The organism is Cryobacterium sp. PH31-O1 (genome assembly GCF_030063455.1).
In the GTDB taxonomy this organism is placed as follows: Bacteria; Actinomycetota; Actinomycetes; order Actinomycetales; family Microbacteriaceae; genus Cryobacterium.
Genome location: NZ_JASITB010000003.1, coordinates 280,080 through 296,821, shown reverse-complemented (window position 1 = coordinate 296,821; position 16,742 = coordinate 280,080). Strand labels below are relative to the sequence as shown.

The following is a 16,742-nucleotide window of genomic DNA, read 5'->3' as shown; positions in this document are numbered from 1 at the left end:
ACCCCGGCCGCCTCAGGGCAAACCGGTGGTTTGCCAATTAGGGTATCCCTGTGTGGCACCTCGATAGAAAACAAGACGACGACGACGTGCTTTCCAAGTACCTGGACGGCTCCACGGTCGACCCTCAAAACGTGACCAGTCCACACAACCTCAGTCTGGGCGACCCGGCGTTCACCGCCGGTAACATCGCCGAGCCGGTCTGGCAGCGCTGGCGCGACGAACTCGCCGCGCTCGGCGGTCGCTCTCCGCTGCTGCACTTCACCGACGAAGCCCGCACCCGCATCGAACTGAGCGCCACGCATCCCGGCGGCCTGCCGCAGTTCATCATCGGCAAGACCACCCTGCTGTCCAACCTCATTCGTGACGAACTCGCGCTGCGCAACGCCCGCCTGGCGGCGAACGAGATCACCCAGAAGGGCATTGAACTGCGCTCCATGCGCGGCATCGAATCGGTCAACCTCGCCATCGGCCTGGCCGAGTGGCGCTACCAGGACGTCGATTACAGCGCCCCGGTGCTGCTGCGCCCGCTCGCGATCCGCCGTTACGGCCGCGACTACGAACTCAAGCTCAAGGGCCAGCCGTTTCTCAATCCCGAGCTCGCTCGCGCCCTAAAAGACCAGTTTCAGATCGTGCTCGACGCCGATGCCTTCGTGGCCCTCGCCGTGACCAACGGCGCGTTCAAACCGCAGCCCGTCATCGACCGTCTGCGCGGTCTGACATCGCACCTGCCCTGGTTCAACGTCGTTCCCCGGCTCGTGGTTTCGTCATTCGCCTCCTGCGGCCAGGCACTCGCCGCCGACGCATCGAACCTCGACCACCCGCTGCTTGACGCCGTCGCCGGCAACATGACCGCGAAGCGCAACATCGAGACCGCCTACAACCCCGTGGTTCCGATCGGGCAGGACGCCCGCCCGCCGGCCACCGACACGCTGCTCGGCGACGCGGACCCGGAACAGGAGAACGTCGTGGCGCAGATCGCGGCCGGTAACTCCCTCGTCGTGAAGACCCTGCCCGGCACCGGTGGCACCCAGACCATCGTCAACGCGATCGGCTCGCTCGTAGCCCAGCACAAGCGGGTGCTCGTGGTCAGCGCCCGCCGATCGAGCCTTGACGGCATCCACGGCCGGCTCGTGCAGGTGGGCCTGCCCGGCATCGCCGTGACGCCGCGTACTCTGCGCCGAGATCTGATCCAGTCCATCACCCGTAACGAGAAAGCGGCCCAGCCGCGGGTCGGTGACGTCGACGACGCCCTGGTGCGCCTGCGCAAGGTACTGCTCGACTACCGGTCAGCCCTCACCCGCCGTGACTCGGCGCTCGGAGTTTCGGTGCTCGACGCGCTCGGCGAACTCGCCCGTCTCTCCCAGCTCCCCGAGCCGCCGTCGACGACGGCGCGCCTCGACCGGCACGCCCTCGAACTGCTCGCCCACTCGCGTTCGGCAGCGGCCACCACCCTGATCAAGGCCGCCGTTCTCGGCGAGTTCCGCTACGGCCCCGGCGACTCGCCCTGGTACGGTGCTTCGTTCACCTCCACAGCGGATGCCTCCAACTCGCACCAGCTCGCCAAACGCATCAACCAGATTGAACTGCCGCGGCTGCTCGAACGAGCCAACGGCCTGATCGGCCAAACCCGGCTGCGCCCATTCGAGACGATAAACGAACTCGGAATCTACCTGCGCCTGCTTCTGGACATTCGCGAAACCCTCGACAAATTCCAGCCCGGCGTCTACGACCGGTCGCTCACCGAGCTGATCGCCGCCACCTCATCGCGCCGCGAATCGTCCGAGATGAGCTCGGCCAGCAGGAGGAGGCTGCGCAAGCTCGCCGAGGAATACCAGCGTCCCGGCGTGCGGGTCACCGACATGAACGAGAGCCTGCGCCGCATTCAGAGCCAGCGCACGCTCTGGCAGCGCTACGCGGCCGCCGGCGTCACCCCCGAGGTACCCGTCGGTATCAACGATGTGCACGTCGCCTTCCAGCGTGTCTCGGAAGACCTCGGACTGCTCGATATTCCTCTCGGCACCACCGGAACGCCGCGCGCCCTGGCTGGGCGCCAGATCGGCGAGCTCGCCTCGATGATCTCCGGCCTCGCCGCCGAGAGCGAGGTGCTCGCCAACCTGCACGAGCGCACCGCGCTGCTCGCGACGCTTCGCGAGCACAACCTCGACCCGCTCATGACCGACCTGTCCCAGCGCCACGTGTCGGAGGAGAACGTGGCCGCCGAGCTCGAATTGGCCTGGTGGCAGTCCGTGCTCGAGATCATGCTCGCAAGCGACCGGGCCCTGCTGGGCGCCAATACCCAGGTACTGGACCGCCTTGAGGCCGATTTCAAACTCGTCGACGAGGCGCACGCATCCGCTAGCGGCAAGCTGCTGGCCTGGCTGCTCGCCGAAACCTGGAAGATCGGTGTCGTCGACTTTCCCGAGGAAGCCGACCAGCTGCGTCGTCTGCTGCGCGCCGACCGGGCCACCCCGGCCCGGCTCAACGAGGTCGCCCCGCACCTCGGTCGCGTGCTCGCCCCGGTCTGGCTGGCTTCGCCCTACGAAATCGCCGGAATCAGCGACCAAATCACCTTCGACACCGTGCTGCTCGTCGACGCGGGCGCGACAACCCTCGCCGAGAACGTCGGTGCGATTCGCCGCGGTCGCCAAATTGTGGCGTTCGGCGACCCGGTCACCCAGACCCCGTCATCGTTTGCGACCGGCATTTTGGGTTCCGGGGAGACCGCCGTCCCCGACGTCTCGGTCGACGCCCTGCACGCCGACTCCGCCCTGGCCCGGCTCGGTGAGCTGCTGCCGACGCTCACGCTCACTCGCAGCTATCGGGCCGGTGGTGAAGACCTCGCCGAACTTGTCAACCATCGCTTCTACGGCGGTCGCATCGATTCCCTGCCCTGGGCCGGGAGTTTTCTTGGCCACGGCAGCCTCACCATCAACTATGTGGCCGGTGGTCGCGGCATGCCCGACGCCGACAGCGGCGCCATCGAGAGTGTCGACGCCGAGGTCGTCAAGGTCGTCGACCTCGTACTCGACCACGCCTCGAAGCGTGCGCGCGAATCACTCATGGTGATCACCGCGAGCACCCGGCACGCCGTGCGCGTGCAGCAGGCCGTGCTGGCCGCGTTCGCCAAGCGCACCGACCTGTCGGACTTCATCCTGAAGGACCGCAGCGAACCGTTCACCGTGCTCACCCTCGAACAGGCCGTGGCGCAGAGCCGCGACCGGGTCATCTTCTCGATCGGCTACGGCCGCACCCCGCACGGGCGCCTGCTGTCGAACTTCGGGTCGCTCGGTGAGCCCGGTGGCGAACGGCTGCTCGCGATCGGTATGACTCGGGCCCGCCGCGCACTCGACATCGTCTCGTGCTTTCGCCCCGCTGATATCGACGAGGACCGCCAGCGTCACGGCATCCTCGCGCTGTCCCAGGTGCTCAGCGAGACCGAAGCCCGCCGGGACGAGGTGCAGGTGCCCGACGCGAGCGAGGCCATGCTGGTCGACCTCGGTGGTCGCCTCGAAAAACTCGGCCTCACCGTGCGCCTCGGCCACCGCGGCAAGCTCGCCCTCGCCGCCTCCTACGGCACCCGCGCGATCGTCGTCGAAACGGATGCCGTCATCAATCGTGCGAGCCTGCGCGAGTCGCTGCGGCTGCGGCCCGAAGTGCTGCGTCGCCTCGGCTGGCACTACCTGCGCGTGCACAGCTTCGAACTGTTCAGCAACCCCGATGCCGTCGCGGCACGCGTGGCCGCGATCGCCGGTGTTCCCCCGGCGGATGCCGCCCCTCGCGCCTTTGCCAGCGGTGACGCTCCCACGATCGCCCCGAAGCGCCCAGGCGCGTGAGCGGTTGCGACGCAACGGTCGATCCTGAGGCCAGCACTGCGGACGGCGCAACGGACGAAGCAACGGCCGGCGCAGCTCCGCGCCTCGGATCGCTTCGCCAGCCGATCGTAAAGGCTGGGGGGAAGGCCCGGCGTGCCAGGCTGCTTCCGGCGCCGGATACCGACCCGAACCCGCACCCGCCCGTGCTTCGGGAAGACGGCGGCGTTGCATCCGTTGGCAGCGTGGCGAGCGCGAACGATGCACGGTTGCGGCAGGATCGCCCGCCGCACTGGTAGTTCATTCGACAACAGGTTGCTCAGGCCGGTGACGCGTAGCTAACCTCGGAGGAATTTGCGACACGCCGTGCTGTGCGGCGTGGTGAACGGCGTGTCGCCAAAACTTACGAGGTTACGTGCAGCTGCACGGCACCGGGAGGCCTGGTTGCGCGGTTAGGCGGTGTGTTTGGGGCCCTGGTCGGCGTTCTTGGCGAGAAGGTCGCGAATTTCGGTGAGCAGGTCGAGCTCCGTGGTGGGATCCACGACGGCAGCGGAGGGTACCCCGGCTGCGCGTCGACGATCCTGCGCCTCTTTAAGCCTGTTGAGCGGCAGCACGATCACGAAGTAGACGACCGCGGCGATCAGCAGAAAGTTGATGAGCGCGCCGATGACGACGCCGAACGCGATGTAACCCTCGCCGGGAAGCGGCACGCGCAGGGCTCCGGCCAGCGATTCAGCGCTGAAGATCGCCGCGATGAGCGGGTTGAACACGCTTGTGACAATCGCGGTGACGAGCGCGGTGAACGCCGTGCCGATGACGACGGCGACGGCGAGGTCGATGACGTTGCCGCGCATGATGAATTCTTTGAAACCGTTGATCACGGGGTGCTCCAAACGGATAACTTGGGAGACGGTCTTGGTCAGCGTCACGATTTAGGAGGCCTTCGCGGCTGCTGCTGGGATGGTCTTGGCTGGCGTGCTCTCGGACTTCTTTTCTGCCGGCTTGCTCGTGGGCGAGTCTGACGACGCCGACGAATCCGACGAGCCCGACTTTTCGCTCGTCTTGCGGTCGAGGTTGGGGTTGGAACGCTTCGACTCCGACTTGGAGTCGTTGCTGTAGAAACCCGAACCGCTGAAGGTCACGCCGATCGAGGAGAACACCTTGCGCAGCTTTCCCTGGCAGGTGGGGCACACCGTGAGCGAATGGTCGGTGAAGGCCTGCTGGATGTCGAAGGCGGTGTCGCACTCGGTGCAACGATAAGAGTATGTAGGCACTGCATCTCCAGCTGGTTGAGCCGACAGGCAAACGCCTGCCAAGACTAAGGTTAGGCGCGCTCAGGCCCCCGCGGGTTCAGAACCGGGCTCAGCGGCGGGCAAAACGGTCAGAAAGCGATGATTCGTGTCGGTGTCACGAGGCCGTTGACCGGCTGGTCGTGCACCTCGCGCGGAACTTCCGTGAGATATTCGCTGTCGTAGACGACGGCGTAGACCGGCGGGCATTTCTCCATCGAGCCGAGCGTCTTGTCGAAGTAGCCGCGACCCCAGCCCATGCGCAGGCCCGATTCGTCGACGGCCGCCGCAGGAACAATGATGAGGTCGACGTCATTGATGGCGATTGGCCCGAGCAGCGTTCCCACGGCCTCCGGCACTCCGGAAATGCCGGTGAATTCTTCGTCACCGTCACCGACAGTCCAATCCAGCAGGCCGTCTTCACGCGAAATCGGAAAGAGAACACGGATGCCGTCTGCCGTGGCCCAGTTGAGAAAAGGTCGGGTATCGGGTTCGTTACGGGCCGACAGGTAGCAGGAAATTGACCGCGCTGACAGGTCGAGAACAAGGCTTTGCAGGTTTTCCGTGAATCCGGCCGTGGCCGATTCACGTTCCGAGGAGGTCAGGTTCTGGCGTCGTTCGCGTAATTCCGCTCGCAGCGCACGCTTTCGATGAGCTATGTCGGAGTCCATATAAGGCATCCTACTTGCCACTAACCTAGTGCCCATGGGTACCCCGATAACTAAAGCCGTCATTCCCGCAGCTGGACTCGGAACACGCTTCCTCCCAGCGACCAAGGCCATGCCGAAGGAGATGCTGCCCGTCGTTGACAAGCCGGCCATTCAATACGTTGTCGAGGAAGCCGTCGCGGCCGGTCTCAGCGACGTGCTCATGGTCACCGGGCGCAACAAGAACGCACTGGAGAACCACTTCGATCGCATGACTGAGCTTGAGGCGATGCTGGAACGCAAGGGCGACCAGACCCGGCTCGCCAAGGTGCGCGAGTCCAACGAACTCGCCGACATCCACTACGTGCGGCAGGGCGACCCGCGCGGACTCGGCCACGCCGTGCTGCGCTCGCGCATGCACGTCGGCGATGAGCCGTTCGCGGTGCTGCTCGGTGACGACATCATCGACGCGCGTGACCCCCTGCTGACTCGCATGCTCGAGGAGCAGGTCAAGCGCGGCGCCAGTATCATCGCCCTGCTCGAGGTCGATCCCTCGCAGATTCATCTGTACGGAGCGGCAGCGGTCGAAGCGACCGACGACCCCGACGTCGTGCGCATCACCGGCCTGGTTGAGAAGCCCAGCACCGAGGATGCCCCCTCCAACCTCGCCATCATCGGCCGCTACGTGTTGCGCCCCGAAGTTTTCGATATTCTGGAACACACCGCGCCCGGCAAGGGCAATGAGATCCAGCTCACCGATGCCCTGCAGGAGATGGCCGTCAACCCGGAGTCCACCGGCGGCGTGTACGGCCTGATCTTTCGTGGCCGTCGCTACGACACCGGTGATCGGCTCGACTACATCAAGGCCATCGTGCAGCTCGCCGTTGATCGTGAAGATCTTGGTGCCGACCTCAAACCGTGGCTGCACGAATTCGTCGCCACACTCGACTAACGCTCCACCTTGCCCAGCCCCTAGCCCACGACAGACAGGCGAACCGTGCCGATCGCAATTCCGACCCTCCGCGAGGGGGCAGTCACCCTGCGTCCCATCCGACTGCGCGATTCGCGCGTGCTCGAGGGTGAACTGCTGGCGAACCGCTCGTGGCTGCGCAAATGGGAGGCGACCAACCCCTACGCGCCGATGTCGTTCGACACGCGTGCGAGCATCCGCAGCCTGTTGATACATTCGCGTTCGGGTCACGGCCTGCCGTTCATCGTGGAACACAACGGGGAGCTGGCCGGCCAGCTGAACGTGTCGTCGATCACCTGGGGGTCGCTGTCGTCGGCCACCATCGGGTATTGGGTGAGCGAGAAGGTCGCCGGCCAGTCGGTCACTCCAACGGCCGTGGCGCTCGCGACCGACTATTGCTTCTACCAGCTCGGCCTGCACCGCATGGAGATCTGCATCCGCCCGGAGAACAAGGCGAGCCTGCGCGTCGTTGAAAAGCTCGGCTTTCGCTACGAGGGACTGCGCCGTCGTTACATTCACATCAATGGTGACTGGCGCGACCACTTCTGCTTCGGCCTCGTGGCTGAGGAGCTCACTCAGGGCGTGATGCGCCGCTGGCACGACGGCCTGGTACCAGCGGATGCCGCGAGCGTCACCGCGGCAGATCTCGAGTCGGCTGCGCGTCCGGTGCGTGTCATCACCCGATGACCGAGGAGTTTTTCCCTGTTCGGGGGCGGAACCCGTGTATTAACTTGGGTGACACACCGAGAGTAATCAGCCTCGGATGCGCCAGCGCCTCTTACCGTTGTCAACATGAGTAGTGAGGCATTGGGTGGCGGGGTCATGGTGGCGGTGGCTGCTGTGCTCTGGGTTGCCTATTTGATGCCCACTTGGTCGCGCCGTAAGCAGTACCAGGCGACCGAAAGAAATGCGGTTCGATTGCAGCAGACGTTGCGCATTCTCGCGGAAACCGCCGAGGTTCCGCAGCAAGTGCGCCTCGAAGCGACCGCCCGCACCGTGGCCGAGCAGCAGCGCGTTCTGGCGCGGGCCGAACAGGACGCGCGGGCCGAAGCGCAGGCGGTTGCGGATGCCGCCACGTCGGTGCGTCGCGCCGCCGCAGCGGTGGCCGCGGCAGCCGCGCCGCGCGTGCCGGAATCGCCGATGACGAAGCTCCGTCGTCTGCGTCGGTTCCGCGGCCTGGTCTCGCTGATCCTGCTGGCTGGTTTTGTTCTGGCCGCCGCTGGGATCGGTTCTGCCCTCGCTGGCTCGTTCACCGCGCTGGTTGGTGGCGGGGCCGTCATGGTGGCCGCCTTCGGTGTCCTCGGACGGCTGGCCACGGTCGCCCGGTCTGCCCGCATCGTTCGGGTGGAAGCCCCGGTGGAGTTGCCCGTGCTCATCGGACAGCCCTTCGAACCCGTGCAGCTGGAAGAGACTCCGGTCGCCCCGGCGACCTGGACCCCGCAGCCGGTGCCGCGCGCGCTGCACCTCTCGCGGGGATCCATCGCGCAGACGGCGATGGCATCCGTTGAAGCGGCCAACCAACTGCGCAAGGCCGCCGCCGAGGCGGAAGTGACCCGTCGCGCCGCCGCACTGGCCGAGGACACCAATCGGGCAGTCACGCCGATCGCGCGACCCGCTGCGACAGCGACCGCAGCAGCAGTTCCGAGCCGATTCGCCTCGATGGGTATCGTCGGCGAGACCAGCCCGGGCATGACCGACCTCGACGCCGTGCTGCGTCGTCGTCGCGCGGTCTAGCGCGCCCGCATTCGCGCATTGAACCGCGGACTGCGCGGTGGTGTCGGGGTGGGAGACCCAGGCGTGATATTCTTCAAAGGAAGTTTGGGGCTATGGCGCAGTTGGTAGCGCGTCTCGTTCGCAATGAGAAGGTCAGGAGTTCGAATCTCCTTAGCTCCACCAGAAAGGCCGTCTGACCAGGTATTTTACCTGAATCAGACGGCCTTGTTTTTGGCCTAAAAGTCGAAGTCAACTAGTTGACTTCGTTCTGGCGATGGTGTTGCCCGGTAATTGTCGGTGCTAACCCGGCTAATGCGGCAGCTACGTCGGGGCCAAGTGGTGCCGGTTCGACATAACTTTGGCGGGTTACATTTTCGCCGGAATGGCCGAGTGCAGCGCTTGCCGCAGTCATGCCGAGCCCGCGGTGGACGGCGGTCCCGTACGTGCGCCGAAGCGTGTGCGGAGTCAGGTCCGGCAGCCCTGCGAGTACCCGAACTTCACGAAGAAGCGAACGCAAGTTCCCCGGGTCCCAGACAGTACCGGCGCGGCTAGGGAATACGAGTTCACCCTCAACGCCGCGGCGGGCGCGGAGGGTCGCGACGGCCCAGTCCGGTAGCCGGATTCCGCGACGGGAGGCATGAGACTTACCGAACGGCTGGGCGTGCAAGCCACGTTCAACGGTCCGTATAACGGTTCCGGTAACGTCTAGATGCGGCGCTATCCCGTCGAGGTGGACGTCCGGCCAACGTAGCGCAAGGGTCTCCCCAACACGCATTCCGGTTGCTAATTGCACGTCAATAACGTCGAGTAGGTCCGCGTACCGAGACTTAGGCCCGGGGCGCTGCGGCGGAGAGGCGACTAGGCCAGCCAAAACTTCACGGAGGTGGGCGAGGTCGGGAGTATCTACCGTGGTGGGGACGTGCCGTCCCCGGCGGGGCGTTCGGATTCCACGAACTGGGGTATCCGTAACGGTCCCGTTTCGCACGGCGAGGCTGAATGCCTGACTTAGGAGAGTCCTAACCGTTTTGTAGGAGCCCGGCGTCGCTGCGTGCACTTCGGCGAGGTAGTCTGCCACTTGCCGCGGTGTCACGTCGGCAACCTGCCATTCTCCGACTGCCGGGAGTATCGACGCTCGCGCTGTGCGCTCATATTCCGCCAAGCTCTGCGGACGAAGCTCATTCGCTAGCCGGAGCTCCGCGAATAGGTCACCAAACAGCGCCGCGAGGCTCCGCGACGCTACGACGGTTCGCGCCGCGGTCGCCGCGGCCGCGTCGAGGTCTTGCTGCAGCTTCACAATGCGGGCGTTCAGTGCACGGGTGGCCGCAGCTTTCGACGGCCCGGTTGCAGTAACCTGACGTGGTGCCGAGCCGTCGAGGGGGCGGTAGCGGGCCATGATTTTGACTGAACCGTCGATGGTTGCCGAGGTTATCGTTCCGTGCCGGCCCCGTGATATTCCGGTGGCCGCCATTATGCGGCCTGGCGGCGGGAATCGAGCCAGGCGGAAACGTCAGAGGTTCGGAAAAGTATGGCTCGACCGACCCGTATTGACGCTGGGCCGACCCCTTTCAGGCGCCAGTCGTAGACGGTTTTAGGGGACGTGCGGGTTATCTCCGCGAGCTCTGGAATCGTGAGGAGCGGGTCTCCGCGTAGGTCATGGACGGTGGATTCTGAGGTCGTGCTTATCGATGTCATAGCCCTCTCTATGCGCGGTCTAAAATAATTTCCGGGAAAGCCCTGATGGGAGCGGTGTTTCCCGGAACTACCGGGCACAAAAAAAACGCCCCGCCCTCCATTGCGGAAGGCGGGGCGGGGCGTTGCGAGGGGTTACTCTGACGGTGTTTTAGCGGAAGGTAGCGTGTAGACCGGGTTGCGGGCGACGCCGAGGAGCCAGCCGAACGCGGGAACTTTCGCGGCCAACGCGGCGACGCCGAGGTAGTAGAGCGACGCTGCGAGGGTCGAGATTCCGAGGACCGCCTGAGCCTGGACTTCGGGGTCAAGCTCTAGCCCGACGCTAGCGAGCCAGCCGACGACGGCGCCGACGGCAATGGGAACAAACGTGCGGATTATTGCGATGAAGAAGTTGCTCATTGGAGCCTTTCGGGTAGTTGTTTCGGTTGTCACGGTCGCTCGAGCCCGAGCGCAAAGCCGGCCCAGGAGTTCGGGCCGAGAATCGAGTCGACTGGTCCGCGGTAATCGCCAAACTTCGCGGCGTAGACCTGAATCAGCCGGCAACCGACGGCGCCAATAACGCCGTCCACCGGGCCGGAGTATCCGACTCCGCGGATGGTGATTTGGATGCCGCGGAACCCGTTCGGGCCGAGAGCGCCATCCTGGGGGCCGGTGTACCTGGACGGGTTACGGCCGGCAAGTGCGCGCTGGACGCGGAGCTGCGAGGCGGCATCGGGAAGGTTGAACGCCCAGCCGCCGCCGGAGGACACCGGTGCTGCCGCTACTGCGGCCGGAGCTGCCGAGGCCGGTAAGGGAGAGCCGCCCTGCCCCAGAATCTGCCGCGCGCGGTTGACGATTCCGTCAAGGTCAAGCCCGCCGGGGCACGCGGTCGCGTAGCCCTTTTTGAACCGCGTATAAACTTCGCGGTGGCCGATTACGTGGTCGCGGTCGCACGGAATCGAGAACCGGCGGCACCAGTCAGCGGTCAGTTGCGCGGCCGCTTCGGTTGCGGCTGCCGACACGAGCCAGCCGCCGCCGACCGCGGAGTTCGCGATTTCGGTGACGAGGGCCTGAGAGTCGAACATGGAAGATGACAGCGACCAGGCGCGCCGCGATTCATCGACAACGCCGACGAGCTCGCCGGAGTTCGAGATAGCGACATGGCAACTTCCTTGCTTCCGTCCGCTCGCCCAGGACGCCAGCACGGCAGAGAATCCGGTCGTAGCCATGTGGTGATGGACGATGTACTTAGGGGTTGTTCCTGCATTGCGGGTTGAGTGGTTGGGGGTGGCGCTGTGGCGCGTCACGAGTCCTGAAAATGCCATGTTGTCTTTCCGTTCTGCCCGCCGTGCGGGCATGCGAAAGGGCCCAGCGGTCGAAGCCGCCAGGCCCTAATCTTGTGAGTATGCTGTGTGTTTATTCGATGCACGATGACCATAGCCGCAGCGAGCCCCGGGAGCCACGCTGCGGCGTTAGGTTCGCCGCGGGCGCGACGCTACCTTGATGCGCTGCACGGCACGCAGCGTTGGCGTGCGGGCCGGAGCGTGGGGGATTTAGGCTAAGCGTGGGTCAACGTAGGGCTCGGGGACAGTTAGTCCGTGAGCCGTGTATGCGTCAGTTTCGGAGGCGTACCAGGTCCAGCCGGCTGCGCCAGAGGCGCGGTCAGCGGCTACGGAACCATCCAAGTCGAAGCTGGGGGCTGTGACCCATTCGGAGGCGCGGAAAAGCTCGAGGTCTTCGCCCTCGCGGAAGTAGAAGCCGCTGGTATCAGTTGTCGTGGTCATGCTGCGACCGTCCATCCCTTAGCCGTGGCAATGGTTCGGTCGCAGGTGGCCGTCCCCGGGTTGCCGGTGATTGTTATTGTCGCGCCATTCCTAGCCGTCCCGAGGTTCGTAAAAACTTCGTTCAGGGCTTCGGCGCTGAGGAGCCCGTTTGTCATATGTGCGCTTACTGTCAAGCCAAATGCCTGCATTCGCTTGAGTCCGTACGCGTCCCGAAAGGCACCAAAAGCGTAAGTCACCGCCCTGAGGTCCCAGGCCGGAACCTCTTCGATTCGAGAGTACGCGATGACGTAGGTGATGTTCGCGACTTGACTGGTATCCCAGAGGTCGGCGCCGCTTGGTATGACGACGGTTGCAGATAAGCCTTGGAGCATATATTGGATATCCGTCACGGCGTACATGGTGATTCTAGGGAGCTCCACTAAGCCTGTGTGGTTCATTAATCCATTCCTAGCGGAAAACTGGAATTCGATATCAAATGGAATTCGCTTGAGTTTGGTTACCAAACTGACACCGCCATTCGTGTACACAACGTCCTGCCACACCCCCACGGGGCGCCAGCCGGTCGCAGTGCGGACATTCAAACTGCCTGGTGCTGTCATTGTTTTATCCAAATATCGGCTAGTTGCGCTTGGGTTGGTTCGACGCTGCCTATCCAGTAGACGGCGCCGGTTGCGGCTTCGGGCCGCGGGTAGTTTGCATCCGCGCCGTGGGCGACGGAGAGGAGCGTGCCGGTCGGGCCAGCCCCAGCAGTTCCGGTAGGTCCGGTTGGCCCGTCCGGGCCTAGGTCGCCCTGGATGCCTTGGATTCCCTGGTCGCCTTGGACGCCGGTAGACCCGGTAACCCCGGTAGCACCAATTGGTCCAACGATTCCTTGGACGCCCTGGACGCCGGTGATGCCTTGCGGCCCGGTCGCGCCTTGCGGGCCGGTGGACGTCACTTCGACGGTGATGACACCGGCGGCGCTCATCGGGTCACCTCGGCGCGAACCTCGAATGGGCCGCTAACTAGCGGGGTTACGTCGCCGCCGCCGGAGGTCATCTCGAGCGAGAACACACAGGCGATGGCGGGGAGCTGCGCGGTGGTCTCAGCGTCGATTCGGAGCTCGATAGTGCCGGCGGTCCCGCCGAGTGTAAGTCCGCCATTCTGCGTGGATAGGTCGAGGAGAGTGTCCGGGGAGGCTGTTCTAGCCCGTACCTGCAGGTGAGCCGCGTAGCCGGTGACGTCTACGGGGATACCGTCGAGCGCCCAAAGAAAGGTCCGAGATACGGTCTCCCCCTGGCTGATTCCCACAGCGGATGGTTGAGGGTAAGTCATGATTTTCCTTACTGAAAGTCGGTGAGTTCGGCCGGGAGCGGCCGCGGTTCGAACCCGTAGCCGAGAATGTCGCTGTGGAGCCGCCAGGCGTACGAAGTGATGACCCGGAGCCTTCCGTCCGTTACGGCCTGCGCGCCGCGGAGCTCGGCTAGTTCGTTTCGAAGCTCGGCGAGTTCGGCGCGGAGGGCGGTGCTGTCGGCCTGGAGTACCGCCGCGAAAGCGAGCTCGCGGGCCCCGGGCTTCCACGCGCGGGCTGCGGCCCAGGAGGCGACTGCGGCTACGGCGGCCGCGACGAACGCGAGCCATGGTTGGATTTGGTCTGGCATGAGGGGGCCTGTCTGTGTGTGTGTGTGTATGTGTGAACGTTTTGGGTACACAAACGCCCCGGTGCTGTGGTCTGCGGCCGGGGCGTTTGTGCGGGTATGAGCGGTGGGGCTAGTGAGTAGCGAGGTGCATATTGCACCCGAAACTCACCGAGCCGATGCTCGAGACGATTTCACCGTTGGCGCGTATCGAATAATTACCGGCATCCCACTCGAACGTTGGGCGGAATCCTTCGGGGAGGATACCCACGACAAGCTCTGGTGCCGCTATGCCTAAAGCGCCGCCGCGGAGGAGTACCGTACCGTCGGTACGAAGTACATACTCGACTGGTCCTTTACCGTCATCATCTTCACTCGCCGGGTCATCGTGGACGAACCCATTTATAAGGTCCAGAGTGGACCAGGTGAAGTCGCCAGCTTTAGCTGCGGTAACCCAACGTAGTCCGTCATATCTGTAGCCGCTTGAGTAGCCAGTGTTGTCCCGAAGGCCGATACCTGCGGTGTCTATCGTTACGCTGTGAATCCGGGTGAAAATCTCAGGTACTAGAGCGGCTGGAACACCGAAGGACCGGGAGTCACTAGAGGTGGCGCCTAATCCGTACGCGATGCCTAACGCGTCAACACCCCATGCAGCTCTTCTATCGAATCCATAGGGTGTGAGGCCAGTTTTTGACGCGTTAAAAATGATGGAAGCTAGAGATATCACCCGACCTTTTGATGTCGTAAAATTCAGGCGAACATAACCGTCGGTGTCGATTGTGAACCAGCCGACTTCTACGTCCATGACTGGCCGGTAAATACCGGCAAGCTGCATGACCGTGCGGCCGTCATCCGCCGGTATCTCTTCCCCAGTTTCCGGGTCGATTCCAGCTTCGGTTTTGCCGGGAGCTATGACCATTCCAGACGACAGAACCCATTCAGTCTCAGTCTTGACGACGGTCACGTCGCCGTACCGGTCGGGCATGTATGTCTGCCATGTCGGTGCGAGTTCGCCTATTTCGGCGTTTCCCGGCGCGGTGTACTCTGCGCCTATCGCACGCCCAACGATGACATATCCGCCGGGTCCCGGGCCGGGAACGGCGAACACACGCTCACCTTTCACAGGCCGGTAGGAGTCGAGGTACTTCCAGCCTTCGGCGGTCGGTTCGAGGGAGCCGTCTAGGATAACTTTCACGAGCGCGCCGATGTGGTACTCGTCGGCAATGGTGACGAACACTCCACTGCCGCCGCCACTTCCGCCGCCGCCGTGGCCGGAGAAACGACCGTTGCCGCCGAGCGCCCCGCCGAGCCCGGCGCTGCGTTTAGCGAGGCGCGCTTCGAGCGTTTCGAGGCGGTCTGCCAGGGTGATATCTGCGGTGGCGGTTACGCCGTCGTGCCGGATTTGTAGGGCCATGACGCGCATTTTTTCGAACCCGGAGGCCCGTCGTACAGACACCCAATCGCCGAGCTGATACCCGCCGGGGACAAGGGGGTGCGATACAGCGGCGGCTAGAGCTTCGGTGACGACATATTGAGACCGCGGTGCGCCATGCGTTTTTGTTGCCGGCGCGGCGAATATTCCGGCGGTGGTGCCGTCGATGACTCCACCCGCTTCGAGGGTCGATTCGAGCCGGCCGTAGCCGGTCGGGGTGGCGCCGTCTACCGGGAATACCCAGGCGAATTCGTCGCCGCGGACGGTGACATGGGTACTCAGGGTTCCGATGGACGTGGACACGGGGATGCTAGTCGATGTGATGCCCAGACGTGCTTGTCCGGAGCCGGCTGTTGAGCGGTCGTCACCGGTGCCGGGGTTGAAGATGTGCAGTGTGCGACCGTTTGTCTGAAACTCGATGACATTCTGGTCGGCCATCGCTTGGATGATTTGCCAGGTTGACTGCCCGGCCTGGAATTCGAGGTCAACCCGGCCGGCGGCGTTCCACGGTTCCCCAGCACTGTCATTCAGAGAATCGAATGAGTATTCGATAGCGGCGAGAGCACCGCGTGCCTGTGCTTCGTCAACGAGCGAGAGGATAATCAAGCCCACGGTATCGGTCCACCGGCGCGGCCCGCCGGTGACAGATGCGAGGTTACTTTTAGCGAGGAGCCAGGACACGGCGTTTATGCCGGTCACTTGCACGATTCCAGCGACGTCGAGCGCATCGTAGGAGGTCTTATCCGCGATATAGCGACAGTTCGCCGGTTCAGTCCAGCTTGCCCCGTCCCACAGCTCGACGGCGAATTCGAGGACGTCGGGGAGCGGGCCGACCACGGCGGTGGATACGGTTAGCGTTGCCGCGGCGACGTCGCCGAGCGGGGTGGTGAAATCGAGCGCTTGGTGCTGCATGATTTCGCGGGCTGCACCGCCGGCGTCGTACCGGCGGACACGGAGGTCAAAGTCGAGCATTGGTTACCTTTCAGGCTACGTAGGCGTTGCGGCCGCGGACGTTGACAGCAGCGGTGTCGCCGCGTGACGCAGTGCTCACGGAGAGCTTCCCGCGCCGTGTGGCCGGGGTGAGGGTGAATTCGGGGGTAATATTCAAGAACCCGGGCCTTGGGCCGAAGCTGAGGGAGAGACTGTCCACCTCTGTGCCACCGGTCCAGGCATCTGTAGTCGTCATCCAGGCCTTGCCGGACGTTGCGTCGAACCGCAGGTACGAGCCGGCGGGGATGACGCCGGTGTAGGTCCACCATGACCCGGCGCTGTCGCGAACTTTCGGGTCGGTGACGTCGGTCAGGCGCACGAGAGCGTCACCAACTTTTCCAGACAAGCCGGGGAACACCGGTACGGTCTTAGTTGCCGCGTCCAATGGAACGTCGAATGTTTCCGTTTGCCCCCGGTACCAAACTCCGGGGATTGTCAGCACGACGGTCACCGAGAACTCTGTGTTCTCTGCGTCGCCGTGACCCACGCGGGTGGGTGTGGACGTGTCGGTGAGGACCCGGGCGCTACCCGGCTTACCCGATTGGGTTATAGCCAGTTCGGGCTGCGTCAGCAACGCTACGAGCGCCGGGAGTGACCGGTACGGCGTAGCTATTGTCAGCCCCAGGGCCGGCGCAACCTGCCGGCCAGGCATGATTACCGAACCGTCATAGCCTGGGGTTGTGAGCGACGTGCGCTCGATATTCGTTCCAGTTGTCCAGTCGGACGAGCCGGTGACCAGCCAGCCGAGGGTGAGGTCGTCCAGAGGATACCCGTTGAGAGAGTAGATGGTTGCTCCGATGCTATGAGAGCGCTGCGGCATGATG

Annotated in this window: 19 protein-coding genes and 1 tRNA gene; 6 read left to right on the top strand and 14 right to left on the bottom strand. The window is 64.3% G+C overall.

Translation table 11 applies throughout. The features are described 5' to 3' along the window. Positions 1-50 precede the first annotated feature (50 nt). A complete protein-coding gene (locus QMK31_RS08640; protein ID WP_283500541.1) occupies positions 51-3,833 on the top strand; it encodes an AAA family ATPase in 3,783 nt (1,260 codons plus the stop codon). Beyond that, positions 3,830-4,108, top strand: coding sequence for a hypothetical protein (locus QMK31_RS08635; RefSeq protein ID WP_283500540.1), 279 nt, complete (start codon positions 3,830-3,832; stop codon positions 4,106-4,108). The genes QMK31_RS08640 and QMK31_RS08635 overlap by 4 nt, the downstream gene beginning before the upstream one ends. Positions 4,109-4,261: 153 nt before the next feature. Here QMK31_RS08635 and mscL read toward each other — a convergent pair whose 3' ends face one another. The 3 genes from mscL to QMK31_RS08620 form a co-directional block, all read right to left on the bottom strand. After that, positions 4,262-4,690: a large conductance mechanosensitive channel protein MscL gene (gene mscL, locus QMK31_RS08630; protein WP_283500655.1), complete on the bottom strand. Its 429-nt coding sequence runs from the start codon at positions 4,688-4,690 to the stop codon at positions 4,262-4,264. Positions 4,691-4,741: 51 nt separating this feature from the next. Beyond that, positions 4,742-5,083, bottom strand: coding sequence for an FmdB family zinc ribbon protein (locus QMK31_RS08625; protein WP_283500539.1), 342 nt, complete (start codon positions 5,081-5,083; stop codon positions 4,742-4,744). A gap of 107 nt (positions 5,084-5,190) precedes the next feature. Then, positions 5,191-5,769 (bottom strand): 5-formyltetrahydrofolate cyclo-ligase, encoded by a 579-nt coding sequence (locus QMK31_RS08620; protein WP_283500538.1) that lies wholly within the window; start codon positions 5,767-5,769, stop codon positions 5,191-5,193. Between the two features lie 34 nt (positions 5,770-5,803). Between QMK31_RS08620 and galU the strand changes: the two genes are divergently transcribed. From galU to QMK31_RS08600, 4 genes are all read left to right on the top strand, one after another. After that, complete coding sequence (galU, locus tag QMK31_RS08615; protein WP_283500537.1) at positions 5,804-6,697, top strand: UTP--glucose-1-phosphate uridylyltransferase GalU; 894 nt, start codon at positions 5,804-5,806, stop codon at positions 6,695-6,697. A gap of 45 nt (positions 6,698-6,742) precedes the next feature. Beyond that, on the top strand, positions 6,743-7,402 hold the full coding sequence (locus QMK31_RS08610; RefSeq protein ID WP_283500536.1) for a GNAT family N-acetyltransferase: 660 nt from the start codon (positions 6,743-6,745) through the stop codon (positions 7,400-7,402). Between the two features lie 105 nt (positions 7,403-7,507). Further along, a complete protein-coding gene (locus tag QMK31_RS08605) occupies positions 7,508-8,449 on the top strand; it encodes a hypothetical protein (RefSeq protein WP_283500535.1) in 942 nt (313 codons plus the stop codon). An 86-nt stretch (positions 8,450-8,535) separates the two neighbouring features. Next, positions 8,536-8,611, top strand: a tRNA-Ala gene (locus tag QMK31_RS08600). A gap of 70 nt (positions 8,612-8,681) precedes the next feature. Here the strand turns inward: QMK31_RS08600 and QMK31_RS17345 are convergent. The 11 genes from QMK31_RS17345 to QMK31_RS08555 form a co-directional block, all read right to left on the bottom strand. Beyond that, positions 8,682-9,821 (bottom strand): tyrosine-type recombinase/integrase, encoded by a 1,140-nt coding sequence (locus tag QMK31_RS17345; protein ID WP_502852787.1) that lies wholly within the window; start codon positions 9,819-9,821, stop codon positions 8,682-8,684. Positions 9,822-9,895: 74 nt separating this feature from the next. Beyond that, the gene (locus QMK31_RS17235; protein ID WP_349361551.1) at positions 9,896-10,120 is read right to left on the bottom strand and encodes a helix-turn-helix transcriptional regulator; all 225 of its coding nucleotides are present in this window, start codon (positions 10,118-10,120) and stop codon (positions 9,896-9,898) included. A gap of 132 nt (positions 10,121-10,252) precedes the next feature. Further along, a complete protein-coding gene (locus QMK31_RS08595) occupies positions 10,253-10,516 on the bottom strand; it encodes a hypothetical protein (protein WP_283500534.1) in 264 nt (87 codons plus the stop codon). Between the two features lie 29 nt (positions 10,517-10,545). Then, the gene (locus tag QMK31_RS08590) at positions 10,546-11,421 is read right to left on the bottom strand and encodes an N-acetylmuramoyl-L-alanine amidase (RefSeq protein WP_283500533.1); all 876 of its coding nucleotides are present in this window, start codon (positions 11,419-11,421) and stop codon (positions 10,546-10,548) included. A gap of 228 nt (positions 11,422-11,649) precedes the next feature. Continuing rightward, positions 11,650-11,880 (bottom strand): hypothetical protein, encoded by a 231-nt coding sequence (locus tag QMK31_RS08585; RefSeq protein WP_283500532.1) that lies wholly within the window; start codon positions 11,878-11,880, stop codon positions 11,650-11,652. Next, on the bottom strand, positions 11,877-12,317 hold the full coding sequence (locus QMK31_RS08580; RefSeq protein WP_283500531.1) for a hypothetical protein: 441 nt from the start codon (positions 12,315-12,317) through the stop codon (positions 11,877-11,879). Before QMK31_RS08580 ends, QMK31_RS08585 begins: the two co-directional genes overlap by 4 nt. Positions 12,318-12,475: 158 nt before the next feature. Next, on the bottom strand, positions 12,476-12,847 hold the full coding sequence (locus tag QMK31_RS08575) for a hypothetical protein (protein WP_283500530.1): 372 nt from the start codon (positions 12,845-12,847) through the stop codon (positions 12,476-12,478). Further along, the gene (locus QMK31_RS08570; protein WP_283500529.1) at positions 12,844-13,194 is read right to left on the bottom strand and encodes an immunoglobulin domain-containing protein; all 351 of its coding nucleotides are present in this window, start codon (positions 13,192-13,194) and stop codon (positions 12,844-12,846) included. Before QMK31_RS08570 ends, QMK31_RS08575 begins: the two co-directional genes overlap by 4 nt. A gap of 8 nt (positions 13,195-13,202) precedes the next feature. After that, positions 13,203-13,520: a hypothetical protein gene (locus QMK31_RS08565; RefSeq protein WP_283500528.1), complete on the bottom strand. Its 318-nt coding sequence runs from the start codon at positions 13,518-13,520 to the stop codon at positions 13,203-13,205. Positions 13,521-13,629: 109 nt separating this feature from the next. After that, the gene (locus QMK31_RS08560) at positions 13,630-15,900 is read right to left on the bottom strand and encodes a hypothetical protein (protein WP_283500527.1); all 2,271 of its coding nucleotides are present in this window, start codon (positions 15,898-15,900) and stop codon (positions 13,630-13,632) included. Positions 15,901-15,910: 10 nt separating this feature from the next. Then, on the bottom strand, positions 15,911-16,738 hold the full coding sequence (locus tag QMK31_RS08555; protein ID WP_283500526.1) for a hypothetical protein: 828 nt from the start codon (positions 16,736-16,738) through the stop codon (positions 15,911-15,913). Positions 16,739-16,742: the final 4 nt, after the last annotated feature.

What these genes read in the sequence shown, in the direction of transcription:
- QMK31_RS08620 (WP_283500538.1), bottom strand. Translation starts at nt 5,769, where the DNA reads ATGGACTCCGACATAGCTCATCGAAAGCGTGCGCTGCGAGCGGAATTA.
- galU (WP_283500537.1), top strand. Translation starts at nt 5,804, where the DNA reads ATGGGTACCCCGATAACTAAAGCCGTCATTCCCGCAGCTGGACTCGGA.
- QMK31_RS08605 (WP_283500535.1), top strand. Translation starts at nt 7,508, where the DNA reads ATGAGTAGTGAGGCATTGGGTGGCGGGGTCATGGTGGCGGTGGCTGCT.
- QMK31_RS17345 (WP_502852787.1), bottom strand. Translation starts at nt 9,821, where the DNA reads ATGGCCCGCTACCGCCCCCTCGACGGCTCGGCACCACGTCAGGTTACT.
- QMK31_RS17235 (WP_349361551.1), bottom strand. Translation starts at nt 10,120, where the DNA reads ATGACATCGATAAGCACGACCTCAGAATCCACCGTCCATGACCTACGC.
- QMK31_RS08595 (WP_283500534.1), bottom strand. Translation starts at nt 10,516, where the DNA reads ATGAGCAACTTCTTCATCGCAATAATCCGCACGTTTGTTCCCATTGCC.
- QMK31_RS08590 (WP_283500533.1), bottom strand. Translation starts at nt 11,421, where the DNA reads ATGGCATTTTCAGGACTCGTGACGCGCCACAGCGCCACCCCCAACCAC.
- QMK31_RS08585 (WP_283500532.1), bottom strand. Translation starts at nt 11,880, where the DNA reads ATGACCACGACAACTGATACCAGCGGCTTCTACTTCCGCGAGGGCGAA.
- QMK31_RS08580 (WP_283500531.1), bottom strand. Translation starts at nt 12,317, where the DNA reads ATGAACCACACAGGCTTAGTGGAGCTCCCTAGAATCACCATGTACGCC.
- QMK31_RS08575 (WP_283500530.1), bottom strand. Translation starts at nt 12,847, where the DNA reads ATGAGCGCCGCCGGTGTCATCACCGTCGAAGTGACGTCCACCGGCCCG.
- QMK31_RS08570 (WP_283500529.1), bottom strand. Translation starts at nt 13,194, where the DNA reads ATGACTTACCCTCAACCATCCGCTGTGGGAATCAGCCAGGGGGAGACC.
- QMK31_RS08565 (WP_283500528.1), bottom strand. Translation starts at nt 13,520, where the DNA reads ATGCCAGACCAAATCCAACCATGGCTCGCGTTCGTCGCGGCCGCCGTA.
- QMK31_RS08560 (WP_283500527.1), bottom strand. Translation starts at nt 15,900, where the DNA reads ATGCTCGACTTTGACCTCCGTGTCCGCCGGTACGACGCCGGCGGTGCA.
- QMK31_RS08555 (WP_283500526.1), bottom strand. Translation starts at nt 16,738, where the DNA reads ATGCCGCAGCGCTCTCATAGCATCGGAGCAACCATCTACTCTCTCAAC.